The 20,337-nt window shown below is 67.2% G+C and carries 33 protein-coding genes; 1 reads left to right on the plus strand and 32 read right to left on the minus strand.

What is annotated here, in order from left to right:
- Nucleotides 1-13: 13 nt before the first annotated feature.
- From rpsK to infA, 4 genes are all read right to left on the minus strand, one after another.
- Nucleotides 14-421, minus strand: a complete 408-nt coding sequence (gene rpsK, locus ACQPXM_RS35840) for a 30S ribosomal protein S11 (protein ID WP_012923659.1) — start codon at nt 419-421, stop codon at nt 14-16.
- Nucleotides 422-459: 38 nt separating this feature from the next.
- Nucleotides 460-831, minus strand: a complete 372-nt coding sequence (gene rpsM, locus ACQPXM_RS35845; RefSeq protein ID WP_077019251.1) for a 30S ribosomal protein S13 — start codon at nt 829-831, stop codon at nt 460-462.
- A gap of 184 nt (nt 832-1,015) precedes the next feature.
- Nucleotides 1,016-1,129 (minus strand): 50S ribosomal protein L36, encoded by a 114-nt coding sequence (gene rpmJ, locus ACQPXM_RS35850; RefSeq protein WP_008361054.1) that lies wholly within the window; start codon nt 1,127-1,129, stop codon nt 1,016-1,018.
- Nucleotides 1,130-1,159: 30 nt separating this feature from the next.
- Nucleotides 1,160-1,381, minus strand: a complete 222-nt coding sequence (gene infA / locus ACQPXM_RS35855; RefSeq protein WP_012923661.1) for a translation initiation factor IF-1 — start codon at nt 1,379-1,381, stop codon at nt 1,160-1,162.
- A gap of 232 nt (nt 1,382-1,613) precedes the next feature.
- Here infA and ACQPXM_RS35860 point away from each other — a divergent pair, with 232 nt between their 5' ends.
- Nucleotides 1,614-2,480: an NAD(P)-dependent oxidoreductase gene (locus ACQPXM_RS35860; RefSeq protein WP_432942456.1), complete on the plus strand. Its 867-nt coding sequence runs from the start codon at nt 1,614-1,616 to the stop codon at nt 2,478-2,480.
- Here the strand turns inward: ACQPXM_RS35860 and ACQPXM_RS35865 are convergent.
- From ACQPXM_RS35865 to fusA, 28 genes are all read right to left on the minus strand, one after another.
- Nucleotides 2,464-3,270 (minus strand): hypothetical protein, encoded by an 807-nt coding sequence (locus tag ACQPXM_RS35865; RefSeq protein ID WP_432942457.1) that lies wholly within the window; start codon nt 3,268-3,270, stop codon nt 2,464-2,466. The two genes, ACQPXM_RS35860 and ACQPXM_RS35865, sit on opposite strands and share 17 nt — an antisense overlap.
- Entirely contained in the window at nt 3,267-3,722 is a 456-nt protein-coding gene (locus tag ACQPXM_RS35870) for a DUF1707 SHOCT-like domain-containing protein (protein WP_432942458.1), read from the minus strand. The genes ACQPXM_RS35865 and ACQPXM_RS35870 overlap by 4 nt, the downstream gene beginning before the upstream one ends.
- 122 nt (nt 3,723-3,844) lie before the next feature.
- Nucleotides 3,845-4,669: a type I methionyl aminopeptidase gene (gene map / locus ACQPXM_RS35875; RefSeq protein ID WP_432942459.1), complete on the minus strand. Its 825-nt coding sequence runs from the start codon at nt 4,667-4,669 to the stop codon at nt 3,845-3,847.
- Between the two features lie 98 nt (nt 4,670-4,767).
- Complete coding sequence (locus ACQPXM_RS35880; RefSeq protein ID WP_202817802.1) at nt 4,768-5,340, minus strand: adenylate kinase; 573 nt, start codon at nt 5,338-5,340, stop codon at nt 4,768-4,770.
- Nucleotides 5,340-6,641: a preprotein translocase subunit SecY gene (gene secY / locus ACQPXM_RS35885; protein WP_432942460.1), complete on the minus strand. Its 1,302-nt coding sequence runs from the start codon at nt 6,639-6,641 to the stop codon at nt 5,340-5,342. The genes ACQPXM_RS35880 and secY overlap by 1 nt, the downstream gene beginning before the upstream one ends.
- Before the next feature lie 132 nt (nt 6,642-6,773).
- Nucleotides 6,774-7,214, minus strand: coding sequence for a 50S ribosomal protein L15 (gene rplO, locus ACQPXM_RS35890; protein ID WP_432942461.1), 441 nt, complete (start codon nt 7,212-7,214; stop codon nt 6,774-6,776).
- A 1-nt stretch (nt 7,215) separates the two neighbouring features.
- On the minus strand, nt 7,216-7,398 hold the full coding sequence (rpmD, locus tag ACQPXM_RS35895) for a 50S ribosomal protein L30 (RefSeq protein ID WP_077019244.1): 183 nt from the start codon (nt 7,396-7,398) through the stop codon (nt 7,216-7,218).
- Nucleotides 7,398-7,997, minus strand: a complete 600-nt coding sequence (rpsE, locus tag ACQPXM_RS35900) for a 30S ribosomal protein S5 (RefSeq protein ID WP_077019243.1) — start codon at nt 7,995-7,997, stop codon at nt 7,398-7,400. The genes rpmD and rpsE overlap by 1 nt, the downstream gene beginning before the upstream one ends.
- Before the next feature lie 31 nt (nt 7,998-8,028).
- A complete protein-coding gene (rplR, locus tag ACQPXM_RS35905; RefSeq protein ID WP_077019242.1) occupies nt 8,029-8,412 on the minus strand; it encodes a 50S ribosomal protein L18 in 384 nt (127 codons plus the stop codon).
- A gap of 2 nt (nt 8,413-8,414) precedes the next feature.
- On the minus strand, nt 8,415-8,957 hold the full coding sequence (gene rplF, locus ACQPXM_RS35910) for a 50S ribosomal protein L6 (RefSeq protein ID WP_432942462.1): 543 nt from the start codon (nt 8,955-8,957) through the stop codon (nt 8,415-8,417).
- 27 nt (nt 8,958-8,984) lie between these two features.
- Entirely contained in the window at nt 8,985-9,392 is a 408-nt protein-coding gene (rpsH, locus tag ACQPXM_RS35915; protein ID WP_077019240.1) for a 30S ribosomal protein S8, read from the minus strand.
- Between the two features lie 94 nt (nt 9,393-9,486).
- Nucleotides 9,487-9,672 carry a type Z 30S ribosomal protein S14 gene (locus ACQPXM_RS35920; RefSeq protein ID WP_012923674.1) on the minus strand — a complete coding sequence of 62 codons (186 nt, stop codon included), beginning with the start codon at nt 9,670-9,672 and terminating at the stop codon, nt 9,487-9,489.
- Between the two features lies 1 nt (nt 9,673).
- Entirely contained in the window at nt 9,674-10,246 is a 573-nt protein-coding gene (gene rplE, locus ACQPXM_RS35925; RefSeq protein WP_143466127.1) for a 50S ribosomal protein L5, read from the minus strand.
- Complete coding sequence (gene rplX / locus ACQPXM_RS35930; protein WP_432942463.1) at nt 10,246-10,641, minus strand: 50S ribosomal protein L24; 396 nt, start codon at nt 10,639-10,641, stop codon at nt 10,246-10,248. Before rplX ends, rplE begins: the two co-directional genes overlap by 1 nt.
- A gap of 2 nt (nt 10,642-10,643) precedes the next feature.
- Entirely contained in the window at nt 10,644-11,012 is a 369-nt protein-coding gene (gene rplN, locus ACQPXM_RS35935; protein WP_077019238.1) for a 50S ribosomal protein L14, read from the minus strand.
- A gap of 106 nt (nt 11,013-11,118) precedes the next feature.
- Nucleotides 11,119-11,415 (minus strand): 30S ribosomal protein S17, encoded by a 297-nt coding sequence (gene rpsQ / locus ACQPXM_RS35940; protein WP_432942464.1) that lies wholly within the window; start codon nt 11,413-11,415, stop codon nt 11,119-11,121.
- Nucleotides 11,412-11,708, minus strand: coding sequence for a 50S ribosomal protein L29 (gene rpmC / locus ACQPXM_RS35945; RefSeq protein ID WP_432942465.1), 297 nt, complete (start codon nt 11,706-11,708; stop codon nt 11,412-11,414). The genes rpsQ and rpmC overlap by 4 nt, the downstream gene beginning before the upstream one ends.
- On the minus strand, nt 11,708-12,127 hold the full coding sequence (rplP, locus tag ACQPXM_RS35950) for a 50S ribosomal protein L16 (RefSeq protein WP_077019236.1): 420 nt from the start codon (nt 12,125-12,127) through the stop codon (nt 11,708-11,710). Before rplP ends, rpmC begins: the two co-directional genes overlap by 1 nt.
- Before the next feature lie 3 nt (nt 12,128-12,130).
- A complete protein-coding gene (rpsC, locus tag ACQPXM_RS35955) occupies nt 12,131-12,979 on the minus strand; it encodes a 30S ribosomal protein S3 (RefSeq protein ID WP_432942466.1) in 849 nt (282 codons plus the stop codon).
- On the minus strand, nt 12,979-13,437 hold the full coding sequence (gene rplV, locus ACQPXM_RS35960; protein ID WP_077019234.1) for a 50S ribosomal protein L22: 459 nt from the start codon (nt 13,435-13,437) through the stop codon (nt 12,979-12,981). The genes rpsC and rplV overlap by 1 nt, the downstream gene beginning before the upstream one ends.
- Before the next feature lie 54 nt (nt 13,438-13,491).
- Nucleotides 13,492-13,773 (minus strand): 30S ribosomal protein S19, encoded by a 282-nt coding sequence (gene rpsS / locus ACQPXM_RS35965; RefSeq protein ID WP_077019233.1) that lies wholly within the window; start codon nt 13,771-13,773, stop codon nt 13,492-13,494.
- A 15-nt stretch (nt 13,774-13,788) separates the two neighbouring features.
- Nucleotides 13,789-14,622: a 50S ribosomal protein L2 gene (gene rplB, locus ACQPXM_RS35970; RefSeq protein WP_077019232.1), complete on the minus strand. Its 834-nt coding sequence runs from the start codon at nt 14,620-14,622 to the stop codon at nt 13,789-13,791.
- Nucleotides 14,622-14,927, minus strand: coding sequence for a 50S ribosomal protein L23 (gene rplW / locus ACQPXM_RS35975; RefSeq protein ID WP_077019231.1), 306 nt, complete (start codon nt 14,925-14,927; stop codon nt 14,622-14,624). The genes rplB and rplW overlap by 1 nt, the downstream gene beginning before the upstream one ends.
- On the minus strand, nt 14,924-15,619 hold the full coding sequence (gene rplD, locus ACQPXM_RS35980) for a 50S ribosomal protein L4 (protein WP_432942467.1): 696 nt from the start codon (nt 15,617-15,619) through the stop codon (nt 14,924-14,926). The genes rplW and rplD overlap by 4 nt, the downstream gene beginning before the upstream one ends.
- Nucleotides 15,616-16,272: a 50S ribosomal protein L3 gene (gene rplC, locus ACQPXM_RS35985; RefSeq protein ID WP_432942468.1), complete on the minus strand. Its 657-nt coding sequence runs from the start codon at nt 16,270-16,272 to the stop codon at nt 15,616-15,618. Before rplC ends, rplD begins: the two co-directional genes overlap by 4 nt.
- Before the next feature lie 14 nt (nt 16,273-16,286).
- Nucleotides 16,287-16,595: a 30S ribosomal protein S10 gene (gene rpsJ / locus ACQPXM_RS35990; RefSeq protein ID WP_012923688.1), complete on the minus strand. Its 309-nt coding sequence runs from the start codon at nt 16,593-16,595 to the stop codon at nt 16,287-16,289.
- Nucleotides 16,596-16,980: 385 nt separating this feature from the next.
- A complete protein-coding gene (tuf, locus tag ACQPXM_RS35995; RefSeq protein WP_077019228.1) occupies nt 16,981-18,174 on the minus strand; it encodes an elongation factor Tu in 1,194 nt (397 codons plus the stop codon).
- A gap of 72 nt (nt 18,175-18,246) precedes the next feature.
- Nucleotides 18,247-20,307, minus strand: coding sequence for an elongation factor G (fusA, locus tag ACQPXM_RS36000; protein ID WP_432951150.1), 2,061 nt, complete (start codon nt 20,305-20,307; stop codon nt 18,247-18,249).
- Between the last annotated feature and the right edge of the window lie 30 nt (nt 20,308-20,337).

Here is a 20,337-nt window from a genome sequence, read left to right on the forward strand (position 1 = left end):
TACCTTTCTTGGGTCAGACCCGGCGCCGCTTGGGAGGGCGGCAGCCGTTGTGGGCGGTCGGGGTGACGTCCTGGATGGTGCCGACCTCGAGGCCGACCGCACCCAGCGAACGGATCGCGGTCTCACGGCCGGAGCCGGGACCCTTCACGAACACGTCGATCTTGCGCATGCCGTGCTCCATCGCCCGGCGCCCGGCGGCCTCGGCGGCCATCTGCGCGGCGAACGGGGTGGACTTGCGCGAACCCTTGAAGCCGACGGTGCCCGCGGATGCCCACGAGATGACCGCGCCGGTCGGGTCGGTGATCGTCACGATCGTGTTGTTGAACGTGCTCTTGATGTGCGCGTGGCCGGCGGCCACGTTCTTCTTCTCCTTGCGGCGCACCTTCTTCGCGCCGGCCGCGGTGCGGCTCTTGGGAGGCATAAGTCAGTTGCTCCTGGGGTGGTCGACGGTCATCCGGGTCACTTCTTCTTCTTGCCGGCGATCGCCTTACGACGACCCTTACGGCTGCGGGCGTTGGTACGCGTGCGCTGACCACGCACCGGCAGACCGCTGCGGTGGCGGCGACCCTGGTACGACCCGATCTCCATCTTGCGGCGGATGTCCGCGGTCACCTCGCGACGGAGGTCACCTTCGATCTTGTAGTTGCCTTCGATCCAGTCCCGGAGCTTCACCAGCTCCTCGTCGCCCAGTTCGTGGACGCGCTTGTCACCGGAGATGCCGGTGGCTTCGAGCGTCTTCAGGGCGCGAGTACGACCTACACCGAAGATGTAGGTGAGGGCGACCTCGATGCGCTTGTCGCGCGGAAGGTCGACGCCTACGAGGCGTGCCATGTGGCGGTTGTCCTTTCGTCTGCAGAGGTGTGGTGGCGCGCTGCGTCCTTGCCCGCCTCGGTGAGCGTTGCTTCACCGGCAAGGCCCCGGCCTCTGTTCCGGGGGCGACGTCCAGCCAGTTGCCGTGCTGGACGAGCATGCGCGCTGTGGTGCGACAGTGCCGTGTCGCGAGGTAGGGCTTGGATCAGCCCTGCCGCTGCTTGTGCCGCGGGTTCTCGCAGATCACCATGACCCGGCCGTGACGGCGGATCACCTTGCACTTGTCGCAGATCTTCTTGACGCTCGGATTGACCTTCATCGAGCTTCTTTCTTCGACAGGTGGCTGTGGTTACTTGTACCGGTAGACGATCCGACCCCGGGTGAGGTCGTACGGCGACAGCTCCACGACGACCCGGTCCTCGGGGAGGATCCGGATGTAGTGCTGCCTCATCTTGCCGCTGATGTGCGCGAGCACCTTGTGCCCGTTGGACAGCTCAACACGGAACATCGCGTTCGGCAGGGCCTCGACGATGGTGCCCTCGAGTTCGATAACTCCCTCTTTTTTGGGCATGTCCTCGCACTTCTGTAGACGACGTACTGAATGATTGGTACCGCACGGTCGCACGGCCCGGAACAAGCATTGGGCAGCACAACCAGAGGCTACAAAGAGCCAAGGAAAGAGTGTACGCCACCTACCGGCCGGAAACCCAATCGGCCCTCGGAGGCCCACTTACCATCTGGTAAGTACCCGACTATTTAGTCGGTACTTGTCCACTCTACCGGGCGGCACCAGCCTGGACGTCATGAAGACACCAGTCACCGTTCTCGGCCTCGGCGCGATGGGATCCGCCCTCGCCCAGGCCTTCGCCGCCGCCGGCCATCCGACCACCGTCTGGAACCGCACGCCCGGCCGGGCACCCGGGCTCACCGGCGTCACCCGCGCCCGGACCGTCGCCGACGCCGTCGCCTCGAGCCCGCTGATCGTGGTGTGCCTGCTGGACGACGCCTCCGTCCAGGAAGCGCTCGGACCGGCCGCCACCGAGTTCTCCGGCCGCACCCTGGTCAACCTCACCAACGGCACGCCCGCGCAGGCTCGCCGAGCCGCCGACTGGGCCACCCAGCAGGGTGCGGACTACCTGGACGGCGGCATCATGGCCGTTCCGGCGATGATCGGCGGACCGCACGCGTTCATCCTCTACAGCGGCTCGGAAGCCGCGTTCGAGCAGCACCGGACGACGCTGGCGCCCCTCGCCCGTCCGCAGTACGTCGGCAGCGACCCCGGCCTGGCCGCGCTGCAGGACCTCGCGTTGCTCACCGGGATGTACGGCATGTTCGGCGGCGCCGCCCACGCGCTCGCCCTGACCTCCAGCGAGAAGATCTCGCCGACCGAGTTCACCGAGCAGCTGCTCGTCCCGTGGCTGACGGCGATGCTCAGCACCCTGCCCGCGATCGCGAGGGACCTCGAGTACGGCGCCGAACCAGGTGCGGCCGGCTCCAACCTCGAGATGCAGTCCACCGCTTTCGTGAACCTGCTCGACGCGTCCCGGGACCAAGGCGTCGATCCCGCGCTGCTCGCCCCGATGGGTGACCTGCTGGCCCGCGCGGTCCGCGAAGGTCACGGCGACGAGGACCTCGCGGCCGTCGTACGGCTGCTCAGGACTGCCGAGTAGCCAGCCACTGCTCGCCGGTCTGCCACACGTGCTCCGGGATCAGCGCGAGCAGGTCGCACGCGGCGTCCAGATGGGCCAGCACGACCGCCGGCTCCCGGTACGCCGGGAAGATCGCCACGAACCGGCGTCCCTCACAACTGAAGCCGAACGGCGGCACCTGAGCCAGTACGTCGACCGCCCGCCGGTGCAGCACCTCCAGCGCCAGATCCTCGCGCCCGTTGAACAGGCAGTACTTCTCGGGCAGTCCGGTCACCGTGAGCTTCAGCGGCACCAAGCTCGCCGCGGCGACCGGCGCCAGCGAGGTCGGCAGCAGCTGCATCGGCGGCAGCGGCCGCTCGATCTCCAGCTCCAGGAAGTCGAAGCCGAGCTGGCGGCGCCGTACCTTGTGCCGGAACCGTCCGGCGATCAGCTCCCGGCCCCGGTGCCGGCCGATCGTGACGTCGTAAACCTCGGCCGCGGGGTCGACGTCGAACGGCGGGAACGGCCAGCGGTCCAGCAGGTCGGGATCGCCGGCGCTGACCTGCCAGCCCAACTGCCGGGCCATGTCGGACCAGCCCCGGCGCTGCCTGGCCTCGGTGATCCGGAACGCCGCGGTCAGGCCGACCAGAACCAGGAACCAGCCGAGCACCAGCCAGCCGACCCAGCGCGGCTCGACCAGCAGGCCGACGACGACCAGCGGGACCGCGACCAGGAACCACAGCACGTAGACCAGTGCGGAGCCCTGCCGCAACTGCCAGGCCCAGTCCGGGCGCAGCCGTAGCCCCTCGGCGCGCCGCGCGGTCTCGGTCACCGCCGCTTTCCGAGGTGACCCATGCCCATCAGGGCCCACGGGATCAGCAGCCAGACCGGCCAGAAGCTCGGCCAATCGCCGCCACGGGCGACGCCGATGACGAACCAGATCAGCACGTTGACCAGCACCACCCCGGTGAAGCCACCGAGCAGGCCCTGCAGGTCGCGCTTCTGCGGCTGGTTGTCCTTCTTCCGCTCCGGGAAGGTTCCTGGCGCCGGTGCGGGCTGCGCGTTCTGCACCCCGGCGGGGGTCTGGTAGGTCCGGATCGGCGGGAGGTCGCGCACCAACGGCTCCAGCTGGCCGTAGGTCTGGGCGCCGTACAGGTCGTCGAGCCGCCGGGTGAACTCCGGCTGGTCCAGGCGCCCGTCCGCGAAGGCGTCACGCAACCGGCCGGCGATCTTGTCGCGATCGGCTTCGGTGAAGCGCTGATGGGGCTGGTACGAGCTGGGCATGTCCCCAGTGTGCCTCAGCCGGGGACTGCTCGGCGTCCCCCGATGGGTGGACGCGCGGCTCCACGGAGCGGACGACGCAGAGGTGCCCGGAAGTCTGCCCTGGCGGGCGAGCGGCGTACGGGTCAGTCGGCCAGCGGGCCGAACGTGACGCCCAGCTCGGCCAGCTTCGACTCGCCGCCGTCCAGGGCGGTCAGCACCCACGGGCCCTGCGGGGTCAGCGTGAAGGTGTGCTCGGTGTGCGCGGCCGCGGTGCCGTCGTCGGTGACCACGGTCCAGTCGTCGTCGAGCGTGTGGTTGTCCTGCTTGCCCAGCGTCAGCATCGGCTCGACCGCCAGCGCCAGACCCTCGACCAGCTTGGGCCCCTTGCCCGGACGCCCGTAGTTCGGCACGTTCGGCGGCTGGTGCATCGCGGAGCCGATGCCGTGCCCGACGAAGTCCTCGACGATCCCGTACGGCGAGTTGGCGCGCACGTGCGCCTCGACCGCGGCCGAGATGTCGGTCAGCCGGCCACCCAGCTTGGCGGCCGCGAAGCCGCGCCACATCGACTCCTCGCAGATCCGGGCCAGCTCGAGCAGCTCGTCGGCGACCGTGCCGACACCGACGGTGATCGCGGCGTCGCCGTGCCAGCCGTCGACGATCGCGCCGCAGTCGATCGAGATCAGGTCGCCCTCGGCCAGCACCCGCTCACCGGGGATGCCGTGCACGATCTCGTCGTTCACCGAGGTGCAGATCGACCCGGTGAAGCCGTGGTAGCCCTTGAACGACGGCATCGCCCCCGACGAGCGGATGTTGTCCTCGGCGATCGCGTCCAGCTCACCGGTGGTGATGCCGGGCTTCACCTCGGCGCGGAGCAGCTCCAGCGTGCGGCCGACCACCAGGCCGGCCTTGCGCATGGACAGGATCTGCTCGCGGGTCTTGATCTCGATCCCGCGGTCCTTGAAGATCATCGACTCCGTACTCCGCTTCGGCGGTGGCCCGGACGGGACACCTGGGACAAGCAAAAAGGCCCGTCCGGCGACCAGACGTCGCCGGACGGGCCCGAAGATCATTCGCCGAGGGACTTCAGGGCGGCGAGCACGCGCTCGCTGACCTCGTCGATCTCGCCGACGCCGTCCACCTCGACCAGCAGACCGCGCTGCGCGTACACCTGCAGCAGCGGCTTGGTCTCGGCGGTGTAGACGTCCTGCCGGTGCCGGACGACCTCTTCGGAGTCGTCCGAGCGGCCGTCGGTCTTGGCCCGCTTGAGCATCCGGTCCACCAGCACGTCGGTGTCGGCGACCAGCGCCACCACCGCGTCCAGCTTGTGGCCGTGCTCGGCCAGGATGTCGTCCAGCGTGCCGACCTGCGGCAGCGTCCGGGGGTAGCCGTCCAGCAGGAAGCCCGCGCCGGCGTCCGCCTCGGACAGCCGGTCCCGCACCATTGCGTTCGTGACCTCGTCGGGGACGTAGTTGCCCGCGTCCATGTACCGCTTCGCCTCGAGACCCAGCTCGGTCTCGTCCTTCACGTTCTGCCGGAAGATGTCGCCGGTGGAGACCGCCGGGATGTTCAGACGCTCCGCAAGCACCTTTGCCTGCGTGCCCTTGCCCGCCCCGGGCGGACCCATCAGCAACATTCTCATCAGCGCAGGAACCCTTCGTAGTTACGCTGCTGCAACTGACTCTCGATCTGCTTCACCGTGTCCAGTCCGACGCCGACCATGATCAGGATCGACGTACCACCGAACGGGAAGCTCTGGCTGGCGTTCAAGAGGACCAGCGCGATCAGCGGGATCAACGAGATCACCGCGAGGTAGATCGCACCGGGCAGCGTGATGCGGGACAGAACGTAGGAGAGGTACTCCTCGGTCGGCCGCCCCGCCCGGATCCCGGGAATGAAGCCGCCGTACTTCTTCATGTTGTCAGCAACTTCCTTCGGGTTGAAGGTAATCGAGACATAGAAGTACGTGAAAAAGATAATAAGGGCGAGGTACGTCACGATGTAGATGGGATGGTCGCCCTTGACCAGGTTGCCCTGGATCCACTGCGCCCACTTCTCGTCCTGACGGAACTGGCTGACCAGCACCGGCAGGTACATCAGGCTGGAGGCGAAGATCACCGGGATGACGCCGGCCTGGTTGACCTTCAGCGGGATGTAGGTCGAGGTCCCGCCGAACATCTTCCGGCCGACCATGCGCTTGGCGTACTGGACCGGGATCCGGCGCTGCGCCTGCTCGATGAAGATGACCGCGGCCATGATGACCAGACCGACCGCCAGCACGGCCAGGAAGGTCGCCACACCGTGGCTCTTGCGGATCGCCCACAGCTGGGTCGGGAAGGTGGCGACGATCTGGGTGAAGATCAGGATCGACATGCCGTTGCCGACACCGCGATCGGTGATCAGCTCACCCAGCCACATCACGACGCCGGTACCGGCGGTCATGGTCAGCACCATCACGACGACCGGGAAGACCTTGTCGCTGTGCAGCAGCGGCTCGTTGCAGCCCTGGAACAGCCGGCCGGGGGTGCGGGCGAGCGCGACGAACGCGGTCGCCTGCAGCACGGCCAGACCGACGGTCAGGAAGCGGGTGTACTGCGTGATCTTGCCCTGCCCCGCCTGACCTTCCTTCTTCAGCGACTCCAGCCGCGGGATCACCACGGTGAGCAGCTGCAGGATGATGCTGGCGGTGATGTACGGCATGATGCCCAGCGCGAAGATCGCGAGCTGCAGCAGCGCACCGCCGGAGAACAGGTTGATCAGGTTGTACAGGTTCGCGTTCTCTCCCTGCTGGGACAGCTGCAAACAGGTGTCCAGCGACTTGACGTTCACGCCAGGCGCCGGCACGACCGAACCGATCCGGAAGATCACGACGATGAAGAGCACGAACAAGATCTTCCGGCGCAGGTCCGGAGTCTTGAACGCGTTGGCAAAGGCGCCTAACACCCTGTCCTCCCACATGTTTCCCGTGCCCGGTCAGGGCAGGGGCCTAGCAAAGCAGCTGGGCTGGAGACGAACCAGGGCTCGTCCGACGACCTGCGCACAATATCAGCGCACGAGCCGGACGAGCCCTGGCACTCACACCTCGGTGGTGGTTCCCCCGGCCGCCGTGATCTTCTCCTTGGCGGACTTCGAGAACTTGTGTGCCGAGACCTGCAGTGCCACGGTCAGTTCGCCGTCACCCAGCACCTTCACCGGCTGACCGTCCCGGACCGCGCCCTTCGCGACGAGATCGGTCACACCGATCTCACCGCCCTCGGGGAACAGCTGTCCGAGCTTGTCCAGGTTAACGACCTGGAACTCCACTCGGTTCCTGCTCTTGAAGCCCTTGAGCTTCGGCAGCCGCATGTGCAGCGGCATCTGGCCACCCTCGAACCACTCGGGGATGTTGTTGCGGGCCTTGCTGCCCTTGGTACCGCGGCCGGCCGTCTTGCCCTTGCTGCCCTCACCACGACCCACGCGGGTCTTGGCGGTCTTGGCTCCGGGCGCCGGACGCAGGTGATGAACCTTGAGCGCCATGTCAGTCAACCTCTTCGACGGTGATGAGGTGGCGAACCGTACGCACCATGCCGCGGATCTCCGGGCGGTCGTCGTGAACGGCGACGTCGCCGATCCGCTTCACACCCAGCGTGCGCAGGGTGTCGCGCTGGTTCTGCTTGCCACCGATGCCGGACTTGGTCTGAGTCACCTTCAGGCGTGCCATCAGGATGCGACCTCCGCCCGCGCCTTCAGCAGTGCCGCCGGAGCGACGTGCTCGACCGGCAGGCCACGGCGCGCGGCCACGGCCTCCGGGGTCTCCAGGCTGCGCAGCGCCTCCACCGTGGCGTGCACCACGTTGATGGCGTTGGACGAGCCCAGCGACTTGCTGAGGATGTCGTGGATCCCCGCGCACTCCAGTACGGCGCGCGCCGAGCCACCCGCGATCACACCGGTACCGGGTGCGGCCGGGCGCAGCATGACCACGCCGGCGGCCTTCTCGCCCTGGACCGGGTGCGGGATGGTGCCCTGGATCCTCGGCACCTTGAAGAACGCCTTCTTGGCCTCCTCGACACCCTTGGCGATCGCCGCGGGCACCTCCTTGGCCTTGCCGTAACCCACACCGACGGTGCCTTCACCGTCGCCGACGACCACGAGGGCGGTGAAGCTGAAGCGACGACCACCCTTCACGACCTTGGCGACCCGGTTGATGGCAACCACGCGCTCGATGTAGGCGGTCTTGTCAGCTGCCTGACCGCGACCACCGTCACGACCACGGCGCTCACCACCGGCGCCGCCTCCGCGACGCTGCTGGCCTCCGCTCATTTCGAACTACCTTCTTCCCTTGTCGCCGTCATCAGAAGCCGAGCCCGCCCTCGCGGGCGGCGTCGGCCAGTGCCGCGATGCGGCCGTGGTACTTGTTCCCGGCCCGGTCGAACACGACCGAGTCGATACCGGCGGCCTTGGCGCGGTCGGCGATCAGGCCGCCCACCGTCTTGGCCTTGTCGGTCTTGTTCGCTTCCGCACCGCGCAGGTCAGACTCCATCGTGGAGGCCGACACCAGCGTCACGCCGGCGACGTCGTCGATGACCTGAGCGAACAGGTGCTTCGAGGACTTGCTGACCACCAGGCGCGGCCGCTCGGCCGTGCCGTTGATCTTCTTCCGGACGCGGATCTGACGCCGCAGCCGCGAAGCGGTCTTCTTGGCGGCGTGCTTGTTGTGCCGCAAACCGATCGCCATCGTTACTTACCAGCCTTTCCGACCTTGCGGCGGACCTGCTCGCCCGCGTACCGCACACCCTTGCCCTTGTACGGCTCGGGCTTGCGCAGCTTGCGAATGTTCGCGGCGACCTCACCGACGGACTGCTTGTCGATTCCCTGCACCGAGAACTTGGTCGGCGACTCGACGGCGAAGGTGATCCCCTCCGGCGCGTCCACCGTGATCGTGTGGCTGTAGCCGAGCGAGAACTCCAGCTGGGCCGGTCCCTTGGCCAGGACGCGGTACCCGACGCCGACGATCTCGAGCTTCTTCTCGTAGCCCTCCGTCACGCCGGTCACCAGGTTGGCGATCAGCGTGCGGGACAGGCCGTGCAGTTCCTTGCTCTTGCGCTGGTCGTCCGGACGCGCGACGGCGATCGTGCCGTCCTCGTCCCGGTTGACCACGATGGGCTCAGCCACGACGTGCGAGAGCTGACCCTTGGGACCCTTGACGGTGACCGTCTGGCCGTCGATCGTGACGTCGACGCCGGACGGGACCGTGATCGGGAGCTTACCGATGCGAGACATGAATGTGGTCCTCCTTCCGGTTCTTCGTCACCAGACGTAGGCGAGGACTTCCCCGCCAACGCCCTTGTTCTTGGCCTGCCGGTCGGTGAGGAGCCCCTGCGACGTCGAGATGATCGCGACGCCCAGGCCTCCCAGCACCTTCGGCAGGTTGGTCGACTTCGCGTAGACCCGCAGTCCCGGCTTGCTGATCCGGCGCACGCCCGCGATGGAGCGCTCCCGGCTCGGCCCGAACTTCAGGTCGACGATCAGGGTCTTGCCGACGGTGCCCTCCTTGGGCTCCTCGACCTGGTAGGAGGAGATGTAACCCTCCTGCTGCAGGATGTCGGCGATGCCCTGCTTGATCTTGCTGTACGGCATCGAGGTCGACTCGTGGTACGCCTGGTTGGCGTTGCGCAGACGCGTCAGCATGTCTGCGATCGGGTCGGTCATCGTCATGGCCTGGGGCCTCTTTCCCGCCGTGGTTTCGCCGGCCGGCGACCTACGGTGACTAGATGGTGGGTGGAGAAGTGTTCGGTGCTGAAGAGCTCGGTCACCAGCTGGACTTGGTCACGCCGGGCAGCTCGCCCCGGTGCGCCATCTCCCGCAGGCAGATCCGGCACAGGCCGAACTTGCGGAAGACCGCCTTCGGCCGGCCGCACCGCTGGCAGCGCGTGTAACCACGCACCGCGAACTTCGGCTTCCGGGCCTGCTTGACCTTGAGTGCTGTCTTCGCCACGTCAGTTCTCCTTGAACGGGAAGCCGAGCTGCCGCAGCAGCGCGCGCCCCTCGTCGTCGTTCTTGGCGCTGGTCACCACGGTGATGTCCATGCCCCGGACCCGGTCGATCCGGTCCTGGTTGATCTCGTGGAACATCACCTGCTCGGTCAGGCCGAAGGTGTAGTTCCCGTTGCCGTCGAACTGCTTGGGCGACAGACCGCGGAAGTCGCGGATCCGGGGCAGCGCGAGCGCCAGCAGCCGGTCCAGGAACTCCCACATCCGGTCGCCGCGCAGCGTCACGTGGGCGCCGATCGGCATGCCCTCGCGCAGCTTGAACTGCGCGATCGACTTGCGGGCCTTGGTGACCTGCGGCTTCTGGCCGGTGATCGCGGCCAGGTCCTTGATCGCGCCGTCGATCAGCTTCGAGTCACGAGCCGCCTCGCCGACACCCATGTTCACCACGATCTTGGTGAGCCCGGGCACCTGCATGACGTTCTCGAACTGGAACTGCTCCTGCAGCTTGCCGACGATCTCTTCGCGGTACTTGGTCTTCATCCGAGGCTGCGACTTCGCCTCGGTCACTGCGGTGGTCATCAGATCTCCTCGCCGGTACGCCGTGCGATCCGGACGCTCCGGAAACCGGTGTACGTCGAACCGTCCGGGCGCCGCTTCTGCACCTCGACGCGGTTGTACCCGACGCGGGTGGTCACCTTCTGCTTCTTGCCGTCCTTGTCGACCTCGACCAGGAGCATCACGTTGGAGACGTGGATCGGGGCCTCCTGGGTGACGATGCCACCCGTGGTGCCGCCACGCTGGGCCTGCTGCACCTTCGTGTGCTTCTTGACCCGGTTGACGCCCTCGACGATGACGAGCTCCTCGTCGGGCTGGACCGAGATGATCTTGCCCTCGAGTCCCTTGGACTTGCCGGTGACCACGCGGACGAGGTCACCCTTCTTCACGTGCAGCTTGCGCTGCGACTTGTTTGCCATGGTCAGAGCACCTCCGGAGCGAGCGAGATGATCTTCATGAAGCGCTTCTCGCGCAGCTCCCGGCCGACCGGCCCGAAGATGCGGGTGCCGCGCGGCTCGCCGTCGGCCTTGAGGATGACGGCGGCGTTCTCGTCGAAGCGGATGTAGGAGCCGTCCGGACGCCGGCGCTCCTTCACGGTCCGCACGATGACCGCCTTGACGACGTCACCCTTCTTCACACCGCCACCCGGGATCGCGTCCTTGACGGTGGCGACGATCGTGTCGCCGACACCGGCGTAGCGCCGACCGGAGCCACCGAGCACGCGGATGCAAAGAATTTCCTTCGCACCCGTGTTGTCGGCGACCTTCAGTCGCGACTCCTGCTGGATCATCTGTTGATCTCCTGGTTGTCTCGCTGGTTCTCACGTCCGTGAGCCTTGCGGAACGAATGATTTCGATTGGGTACAGCTGGGCGTAACCGCGACCTCGAAGCCGGGACTACTTGGCCTTCTCGAGGATCTCGACGATGCGCCACCGCTTGGTGGCCGACAACGGCCGGGTCTCCATCAGCAGCACGCGGTCGCCGATACCGGCGGCGTTCTGCTCGTCGTGCGCCTTCAGCTTGCTGGTGCGGCGGATGACCTTGCCGTACAGCTTGTGCTTGACCCGGTCCTCGACCTCGACGGTGACGGTCTTGTCCATCTTGTCGCTCAGCACCAGACCCTCACGGGTCTTGCGGCGGCCTCGCGTCTGGGTCGTGCTCACGGTCTCGTCCTTCGCTACGTTCTCGGTCATGCCTTGCTCCCAGCCTTCTCGCTGTCGTCGGCGGTCTCCTCGGCCTCAGGTTCGGCCTCGGCGGCGGCGACCGGAGCGTCCACCTCTTCGGTGATGCCGAGCGCACGCTCGGTCAGCACCGTGTAGATGCGGGCGATGTCCTTACGGACGGCGCGCAGCCGGCCGTGGGACTCCAGCTGACCCGTGGCAGCCTGGAACCGGAGGTTGAACAGCTCCTCCTTGGCGCTGCCGAGCTTCTCCAGAAGCTCGTCCTTGCCCAGGTTCCGCAGCTCGGCGGCGGTCAGGGTGGCCATCAGTTCTCACCTGCCTCTCGGGTGATGAATTTGCACTTCATCGGCAACTTGTGAATCGCGCGGCGCATCGCCTCGCGAGCGATCTGCTCGTCGACACCGGACAGCTCGAACATCACGCGCCCGGACTTGACGTTGGCGATCCACCACTCCGGCGAACCCTTACCGGAACCCATCCGGGTCTCGGCCGGCTTCTTGGTCAGCGGGCGGTCCGGGTAGATGTTGATCCAGACCTTTCCGCCACGCTTGATGTGCCGGGTCATCGCGATACGCGCCGACTCGATCTGCCGGTTGGTGACGTAGTGGCTCTCCAGCGCCTGGATGCCGAAGTCACCGAAGGCCAGCGAGGTACCACCCTTGGCAGCGCCGGAGCGCTTCGGGTGGTGCTGCTTGCGGTGCTTGACCTTGCGGGGGATGAGCATGGTTCAGCTCTCCGTTCCGGTCGTCTCGGCCGGCTTGTCCGCGGCCGGAGCAGTGGTGGCCTCCGCCTTCGGGGCCTCGGTGCGGGCGCCGCCGTCGCGACGGTCGTCCCGGCGTCCGCCGCCACCGCGCTCGCCACCACGGCCACCGCGGTCGTCACGGCGAGCCGGACGGCGGTTCTGCTGGTTGGCGGCCCGGGCCGCGGCCTGGGCCTCGCGCTCGGCGCGGGAGCCGGACACGTCGCCCTTGTAGATCCAGACCTTCACGCCGATCCGGCCGAAGGTCGTACGGGCCTCGTAGAAGCCGTAGTCGACGTCCGCGCGGAGCGTGTGCAGCGGCACCCGGCCCTCGCGGTAGAACTCCGACCGCGACATCTCGGCGCCACCGAGCCGGCCGGAGCACTGGATCCGGATGCCCAGGGCGCCGCCACGCATGGTGGTCTGCATCGCCTTGCGCATCGCGCGACGGAACGCCACGCGGCCGGACAGCTGCTCGGCCACACCCTGGGCGACCAGCTGCGCGTCGACCTCGGCGTTCTTGACCTCGAGGATGTTCAGCTGCACCTGCTTGCCGGTGAGCTCCTCGAGGCTGCCGCGGATCCGGTCCGCCTCGGCGCCGCGGCGACCGATCACGATGCCCGGACGGGCGGTGTGGATGTCGACCCGAACACGGTCACGGGTGCGCTCGATCTCCACACGGGAGATGCCGGCGCGCTCCATGCCCTTGCTCAGCAGACGGCGGATCTTGACGTCCTCGCCGACGTAGTCCTTGTACAGCTTGTCGGCGTACCAGCGGCTCTTGTGGTCCGTGCTGATACCGAGGCGGAACCCGTGCGGGTTTACCTTCTGGCCCACTAGCGGGTCCTGCCCTTCTTCTCAGCGGCCTTCTTGCCATCGGCCTTCTTGGCGGGCTCGGAGTCGTCGCGCGGACCCACGACCACGGTGATGTGGCTGGTCCGCTTGTCGATCCGGGTGGCCCGGCCCTGCGCACGGGGGCGGTGACGCTTCAGCGTCGGACCCTCGTCCACGAAGGCCTTCACCACGACCAGGTCGGCGCGGCTCAGGTGCTCGGTGCCCTCGGCGTTCGCCGCGGCGCTGTCGACGACCTTGTACACGGTCGCGGCAGCGGCCTGCGGGGCGAACTTCAGAGTGGCGAGTGCGTCGTCGATACCCATCCCGCGCACCAGGTCCACCACGCGACGCGCCTTCATCGGCGTCACGCGGACGAAGCGCGCGACCGCGAAGGCCCCGGGCTCGTCGCCCAACAGGCTCTCGCGACGGGCACTGACGGCCCTACGCTCTTGAACGCTCATGATGTTCGAATCTCTCCGTAGGTTTTGCTAACGCGTTCGTCAACTGACCAGAGGTCAGCGACGCCGTGACTTGCGGTCGTCCTTCTCGTGACCCTTGAACGTGCGGGTCGGTGCGAACTCGCCGAGCTTGTGCCCGACCATCGCGTCCGTCACGAACACCGGCACGTGCTTGCGGCCGTCGTGCACCGCGAGCGTGTGGCCGATCATGTCGGGAATGATCATCGACCGGCGAGACCAGGTCTTGATCACGTTCTTGGTGCCCTTTTCGTTCTGCACCTCCACCTTCTTGAGCAGGTGGTGGTCGACGAACGGGCCCTTCTTGAGGCTGCGTGGCATCTGTCCGGCTCCCTATCAGCGCTTCTTGCCGGCCTTGCGGCGCCGGACGATCATGCGGTCGCTTTCCTTGCGGGTGCGGGTCCGGCCCTCAGGCTGGCCCCACGGGGACACCGGGTGACGTCCACCCGAGGTCTTGCCCTCACCACCACCGTGCGGGTGGTCGACCGGGTTCATCGCGACACCACGGACGGTCGGGCGCTTGCCCTTCCAGCGCATCCGGCCGGCCTTGCCCCAGTTGATGTTCGACTGCTCGCCGTTGCCGACCTCACCGAGGGTGGCGCGGCAGCGCACGTCGACCATCCGGACCTCGCCCGACGGCATCCGCAGGGTGGCCATCCGGCCCTCCTTGGCGACCAGCTGAACGCTGGCACCGGCGGAGCGGGCCATCTTGGCGCCACCGCCCGGACGCAGCTCGACGGCGTGCACCGTGGAGCCGACCGGGATGTTGCGCAGCGGCAGGTTGTTGCCCACCTTGATGTCGGCGGCCGGGCCGTTCTCGACGATCGTGCCCTGCTTCAGGTTCGACGGGGCGAGGATGTAGCGCTTCTCGCCGTCGACGTAGTGCAGCAGCGCGATCCGCGCGGTGCGGTTCGGGTCGTACTCGATCTCGGCCACCTTCGCCGGGACGCCGTCCTTGTCGTACCGCTTGAAGTCGATCAGCCGGTACGCCCGCTTGTGACCGCCACCGTGGTGCCGGGTGGTGATCTTGCCGGAGTTGTTCCGGCCGCCCTTCTTGGGCAGCGGACGGAGCAGGGACTTCTCAGGGGTCGAACGGGTGAGCTCGACGAAGTCGGCCACGCTCGAGCCACGGCGGCCCGGCGTCGTCGGCTTGTATTTGCGGATACCCATTACGACTGGCCTCCGAAGATGTCGATGCGGTCGTCGCCGGACAGGCTGACGATCGCTCGCTTGGTGTCCGGGCGCTTGCCCCAGCCGGCACGGGTGCGGCGGCGCTTGCCCTTGCGGTTGATCGTGTTGACGCTGGTCACGCGGACCTTGAACACCTTCTCGACCGCGAGCTTGATCTCGGTCTTGTTGGCGTCCGGGGCGACCTCGAACGTGTACTTCTGCTCGTCCAGCAGGCCGTAGCTCTTCTCGCTCACGACCGGCCGCAGCAGCACGTCCCGCGGGTCCTTGTTGACTCCGTGGCTCATGCCTCTACCTCCTGCTCGGCTTCGGTCGACGTCGCGACAGCCTTGACGGACTTGCCCTTCGGCGCGCCGGCGACGAACGTGTCGAGCGCGGCCTTGGTGAAGACCACCGCGTCGCTGCACAGCACGTCGTAGGCGTTCAGCTGGTCGGCGGCGATCAGGTGCACGGTCGGCACGTTGCGCAGGCTCAGCCAGGTCAGGTCGTCGGCGCGGTCGACGACGACCAGCACCTTGACGTGCTCGGTGACCTCGGCCAGCACCTTCAGCGCCGACTTGGTGGACGGCGTGTCGCCGTCCACGAAGGACTCGACCACGAAGACGCGGCCGTCACGGGCCCGGTCCGAGAGCGCACCGCGCAGAGCGGCGGCGATCATCTTCTTCGGGGTCCGCTGGCTGTAGTCGCGCGGGGTCGGGCCGTGCACGACGCCACCACCGGTGAACTGCGGTGCGCGGGTCGAACCCTGGCGGGCGCGGCCGGTGCCCTTCTGGCGGTACGGCTTGGCGCCACCACCGGAAACCTCGGCGCGCGTCTTCACCTTGTGCGTGCCCTGGCGAGCGGCGGCCAGCTGGGCCACCACGACCTGGTGGATCAGCGGGATGTTCACCTGAACGTCGAACAGCTCGGCGGGGAGCTCGGCGGAGCCCTTCTTGCTGACCTTGTCGCCCTTCACGACGACTACGTCGACGGTGCTCACTTGCTCGCTCCCTTCGCGGCGTTGCGGATCAGCACGAGGCCGCCCTTGGGACCGGGGACAGCACCCTTGATCAGGATGAGTCCGCGCTCGGCGTCGATCGCGTGAACCTTGACGTTCTGCGTGGTGACCTGCTCGTGGCCCATCCGACCGGCCATCCGCATGCCCTTGAAGACCCGGCCCGGGGTGGCGCAACCGCCGATGGAGCCCGGCGAACGGTGCTTCTTGTGCACACCGTGGGTGGCGCGCAGACCGTGGAAGCCGTGGCGCTTCATCACACCGGCGAAGCCCTTGCCCTTGCTGGTGGCGGACACGTCGACGATCTCGCCGGCCGCGAAGGCCTCGGCGTTGATCTCCTGGCCGAGCGTGTACTCGCTCGCGTCAGCGGTGCGCAGCTCCAGCAGGTGCCGGCGCGGGGTCACACCGGCCTTGTCGAAGTGGCCGCGCAGGGGCTTGGTGACCTTGCGCGGGTCGATGTCGCCGAACGCGATCTGCAGACCGTCGTAGCCGTGGGTGGCCGAGGTACGCACCTCGGTCACCACGCACGGGCCGGCCTGGATCACGGTGACGGGGACGACTCGGTTGTTCTCGTCCCAGGTCTGGGTCATGCCGAGCTTGGTGCCCAGCAGCCCTCGCGTGTTCTTCTGCTTGCTCATAGGTCAGCGTTCCCTCAGAGCTTGATCTCGATGTCGACACCGGCCGGGAGGTCGAGCCGCATCAGCGAGTCGACGGTCTTCGGCGTGGGGTCGATGATGTCGATGAGCCGCTTGTGGGTGCGCATCTCGAAGTGCTCGCGGCTGTCCTTGTACTTGTGCGGCGAGCGGATGACGCAGAACACGTTCTTTTCCGTCGGCAACGGCACCGGGCCAGCAACCTTCGCACCAGTACGCGTCACCGTGTCGACAATCTTGCGCGCCGAGCTGTCGATGACCTCGTGGTCGTAGGCCTTCAGCCGGATGCGGATCTTCTGTCCCGCCATCGCTTCGCTTCGTCCTTCTCTATCGTCTTCGTTGCGTTGCTCCGACCCCCGCGGTCGGGTGTGTCGCGTACGGGGCACATACGTGCGCCAGCAGCAACTCTTTCGACCCTGGGATGGAGATCGGGGCCTGGTCTCGGACCAGACCTCGGCATGGTCTCCGGTCCGGCGCACCTGCCCAGACCTGATCGGTCTGCCGGACCTGAATGGTCCTGGGGTGCGCCCCGGCGGCCTCGCCTGAGCAACCTGAATATTGTGCCAGAGATCGGCATCGGAATGCCAATCGGGTGGCTCCGCGCCGGATCCGGCTCCCGTTCGGGTGCCGGACCAGGCACAAAGCAGAGGTCCGCGGGGGCTCAGTACGTGAGCCCTCGCGGACCTCGTGAGATCACTTGACGATCTTGGTGACCCGGCCGGCGCCGACGGTGCGGCCACCTTCACGGATCGCGAACTTCAGACCCTCTTCCATGGCGATCGGCTGGATCAGCTCGACCGACATGTCGGTGTTGTCGCCCGGCATGACCATCTCGGTGCCCTCGGGCAGCGTGACGACACCGGTGACGTCGGTGGTGCGGAAGTAGAACTGCGGGCGGTAGTTCTGGAAGAACGGCGTGTGCCGGCCGCCCTCCTCCTTCGACAGGATGTAGACCGAAGCGTCGAAGTTGGTGTGCGGGGTGGTCGTGCCCGGCTTGATCACGACCATGCCGCGCTCGACGTCCTCGCGCTTGGTGCCGCGCAGCAGCAGACCGACGTTCTCACCGGCCTGGCCCTCGTCGAGCAGCTTGCGGAACATCTCGATACCGGTGACCGTGGTGGTCTGCTTCTCCGGACGGATGCCGACGATGTCGACGGTCTCGTTGACCTTGACGACACCGCGCTCGATCCGGCCGGTGATGACCGTGCCGCGGCCCGTGATGGTGAAGACGTCCTCCACCGGCATCAGGAACGGCTTGTCGATCTCGCGCTCCGGCTGCGGGATGTACTCGTCGACCGCGTTCATCAGCTCGATGATCGACTCGCCCCACTTGGCGTCGCCCTGCAGCGCCGGGTGAGCGGCGACGCGGACGATCGGCGCGTTGTCGCCGTCGAACTCCTGCTCGGAGAGCAGCTCGCGGACCTCGAGCTCGACGAGCTCCAGGATCTCCTCGTCGTCGACCATGTCGCACTTGTTCAGCGCGACGACCATCGCCGGCACGCCGACCTGACGGGCGAGCAGCACGTGCTCACGCGTCTGCGGCATCGGGCCGTCGGTGGCGGCCACGACCAGGATCGCGCCGTCCATCTGCGCCGCACCGGTGATCATGTTCTTGATGTAGTCGGCGTGACCCGGGCAGTCGACGTGGGCGTAGTGCCGGGCCTCGGTCTGGTACTCGACGTGCGCGATCGAGATGGTGATACCGCGCTGGCGCTCTTCCGGCGCCTTGTCGATCTGATCGAAGGCCGACGCCTCGTTCAGGTCCGGGTACTTGTCGTGCAGCACCTTGGTGATCGCCGCGGTAAGAGTCGTCTTACCGTGGTCGATGTGACCGATGGTGCCGATGTTGACGTGCGGCTTAGTCCGCTCGAACTTCGCCTTAGCCACTGGGGCCCTCCTGGAAAATGTTGACTTACGCCGTACGCCGACGCGCTGTGGGTGGGTTGGTCCGGAGCGAGATTACTCGCCGCGGGCCTTCTTGATGATCTCTTCCGCCACGTTCTTCGGAACCTCGGCGTAGGAATCGAACTGCATCGAGTACGACGCGCGGCCCTGGGTCTTCGACCGCAGGTCCCCGACATACCCGAACATCTCGGACAACGGCACCAGGGCCTTCACGACCCGGCTGCCACCGGGGCCTTCGTCCATCGACTGGATCTGGCCACGGCGAGAGTTGAGGTCGCCGATCACTTCGCCCATGTAGTCCTCGGGCGTGGTGACCTCGACCGCGAACATCGGCTCGAGGATGACCGGGTTGGCACGCCGCGCGGCGTCCTTGAAGGCCATCGAACCGGCGATCTTGAAGGCGAGCTCGGAGGAGTCGACGTCGTGGTAGGCACCGTCGGTCAGCGTCACCTTGACGTCGACCATCGGGTAGCCGGCCAGGACACCGAACTCCATCGCTTCCTGCGCGCCCTCGTCGACCGAGGGGATGTACTCGCGCGGGATCCGGCCACCGGTGACGGCGTTGACGAACTCGTAACCGCCCTCGCCACCGGCCTCGACCGACGTCGGCTCGATGTTGATGATCACACGCGCGAACTGACCCGAACCACCGGTCTGCTTCTTGTGCGTGTAGTCGACCTTCTCGACCTTCTTCTTGATCGTCTCGCGGTAGGCGACCTGCGGCTTGCCGACGTTCGCCTCGACGCGGAACTCGCGCTTCATCCGGTCGACCAGCACCTCGAGGTGCAGCTCGCCCATCCCCGCGATGATCGTCTGGCCGGTGTCCTCGTCGGTCCGGACCTGGAAGGTCGGGTCCTCTTCGGCCAGCCGCTGGATCGCGACGCCCAGCTTCTCCTGGTCGCCCTTCGACTTGGGCTCGATGGCGACCGAGATGACCGGGGCCGGGAACTGCATCGACTCCAGCACGACCGGGTTGCTCGGGTCGGCCAGCGTCTCACCGGTGGTGGTGTCCTTCAGACCCATCACGGCGACGATGTGGCCGGCGCCGATCGACGCGATCTCCTCACGCTTGTTCGCGTGCATGCGGTAGATCTTGCCGATCCGCTCCTTGCGGCCCTTGGTCGGGTTCAGCACCTGCGAACCCGCCTCGAGCTTGCCGGAGTAGACCCGGATGAAGGTCAGCTTGCCCAGGTGCGGGTCGGCCGCGATCTTGAAGGCCAGCGCCGAGAACGGCTCGCTCTCGTCGGGCTTGCGCAGCACGACCTTGTCGGCCTCCTTGACGTCGTGGCCCTCGATGGCCGGGACGTCGAGCGGGCTCGGCAGGTAGTCGTTGACCGCGTCGAGCAGGGGCTGGACGCCCTTGTTCTTGAACGCCGTACCGGTCAGCACCGGGGTCAGCTTGCTGCCCAGGGTCGCCCGCCGGATGGCCGCCTTCAGCTGCGGCACGGTCGGCTGCTCACCCTCGAGGTAGAGCTCCATGATCTCGTCGTCGGCCTCGGCCAGCGTCTCGATCAGCTTGTCGCGCCACTCCGCGGCCGCCTCGGTGTGGCTGGCCGGGATCTCCTCGATCGTGTAGTCCTCGCCGATCACGGTCTCGCCGCGCCAGGTCAGCGCGCGCATCTCGACCAGGTCGACGACGCCGATGAAGTCCGACTCCGAACCGATCGGCAGCTGCATGACCAGCGCGACGGCGGCGAGCCGGTCGCGGATCATGTCGACGCAGCGCATGAACTCCGCGCCGGTGCGGTCCAGCTTGTTGACGAAGCAGATCCGCGGTACGCCGTACCGGTCGGCCTGCCGCCAGACCGTCTCGGACTGCGGCTCGACGCCGGCGACACCGTCGAACACCGCGACGGCGCCGTCGAGGACGCGCAGCGAGCGCTCCACCTCGACGGTGAAGTCGACGTGCCCGGGGGTGTCGATGATGTTGATGGTGTGGTCTTTCCAGGTGCAGGTCGTCGCGGCGGACGTGATGGTGATGCCGCGCTCCTGCTCCTGCTCCATCCAGTCCATCGTGGCGGCGCCTTCGTGGACCTCACCGATCTTGTACGTGATACCGGTGTAGAAGAGGATCCGCTCGGTCGTCGTCGTCTTGCCGGCGTCGATGTGGGCCATGATCCCGATGTTGCGGACCTTGGCCAGGTC

The organism is Kribbella sp. CA-253562 (assembly GCF_050942265.1).
Lineage (GTDB): Bacteria > Actinomycetota > Actinomycetes > Propionibacteriales > Kribbellaceae > Kribbella.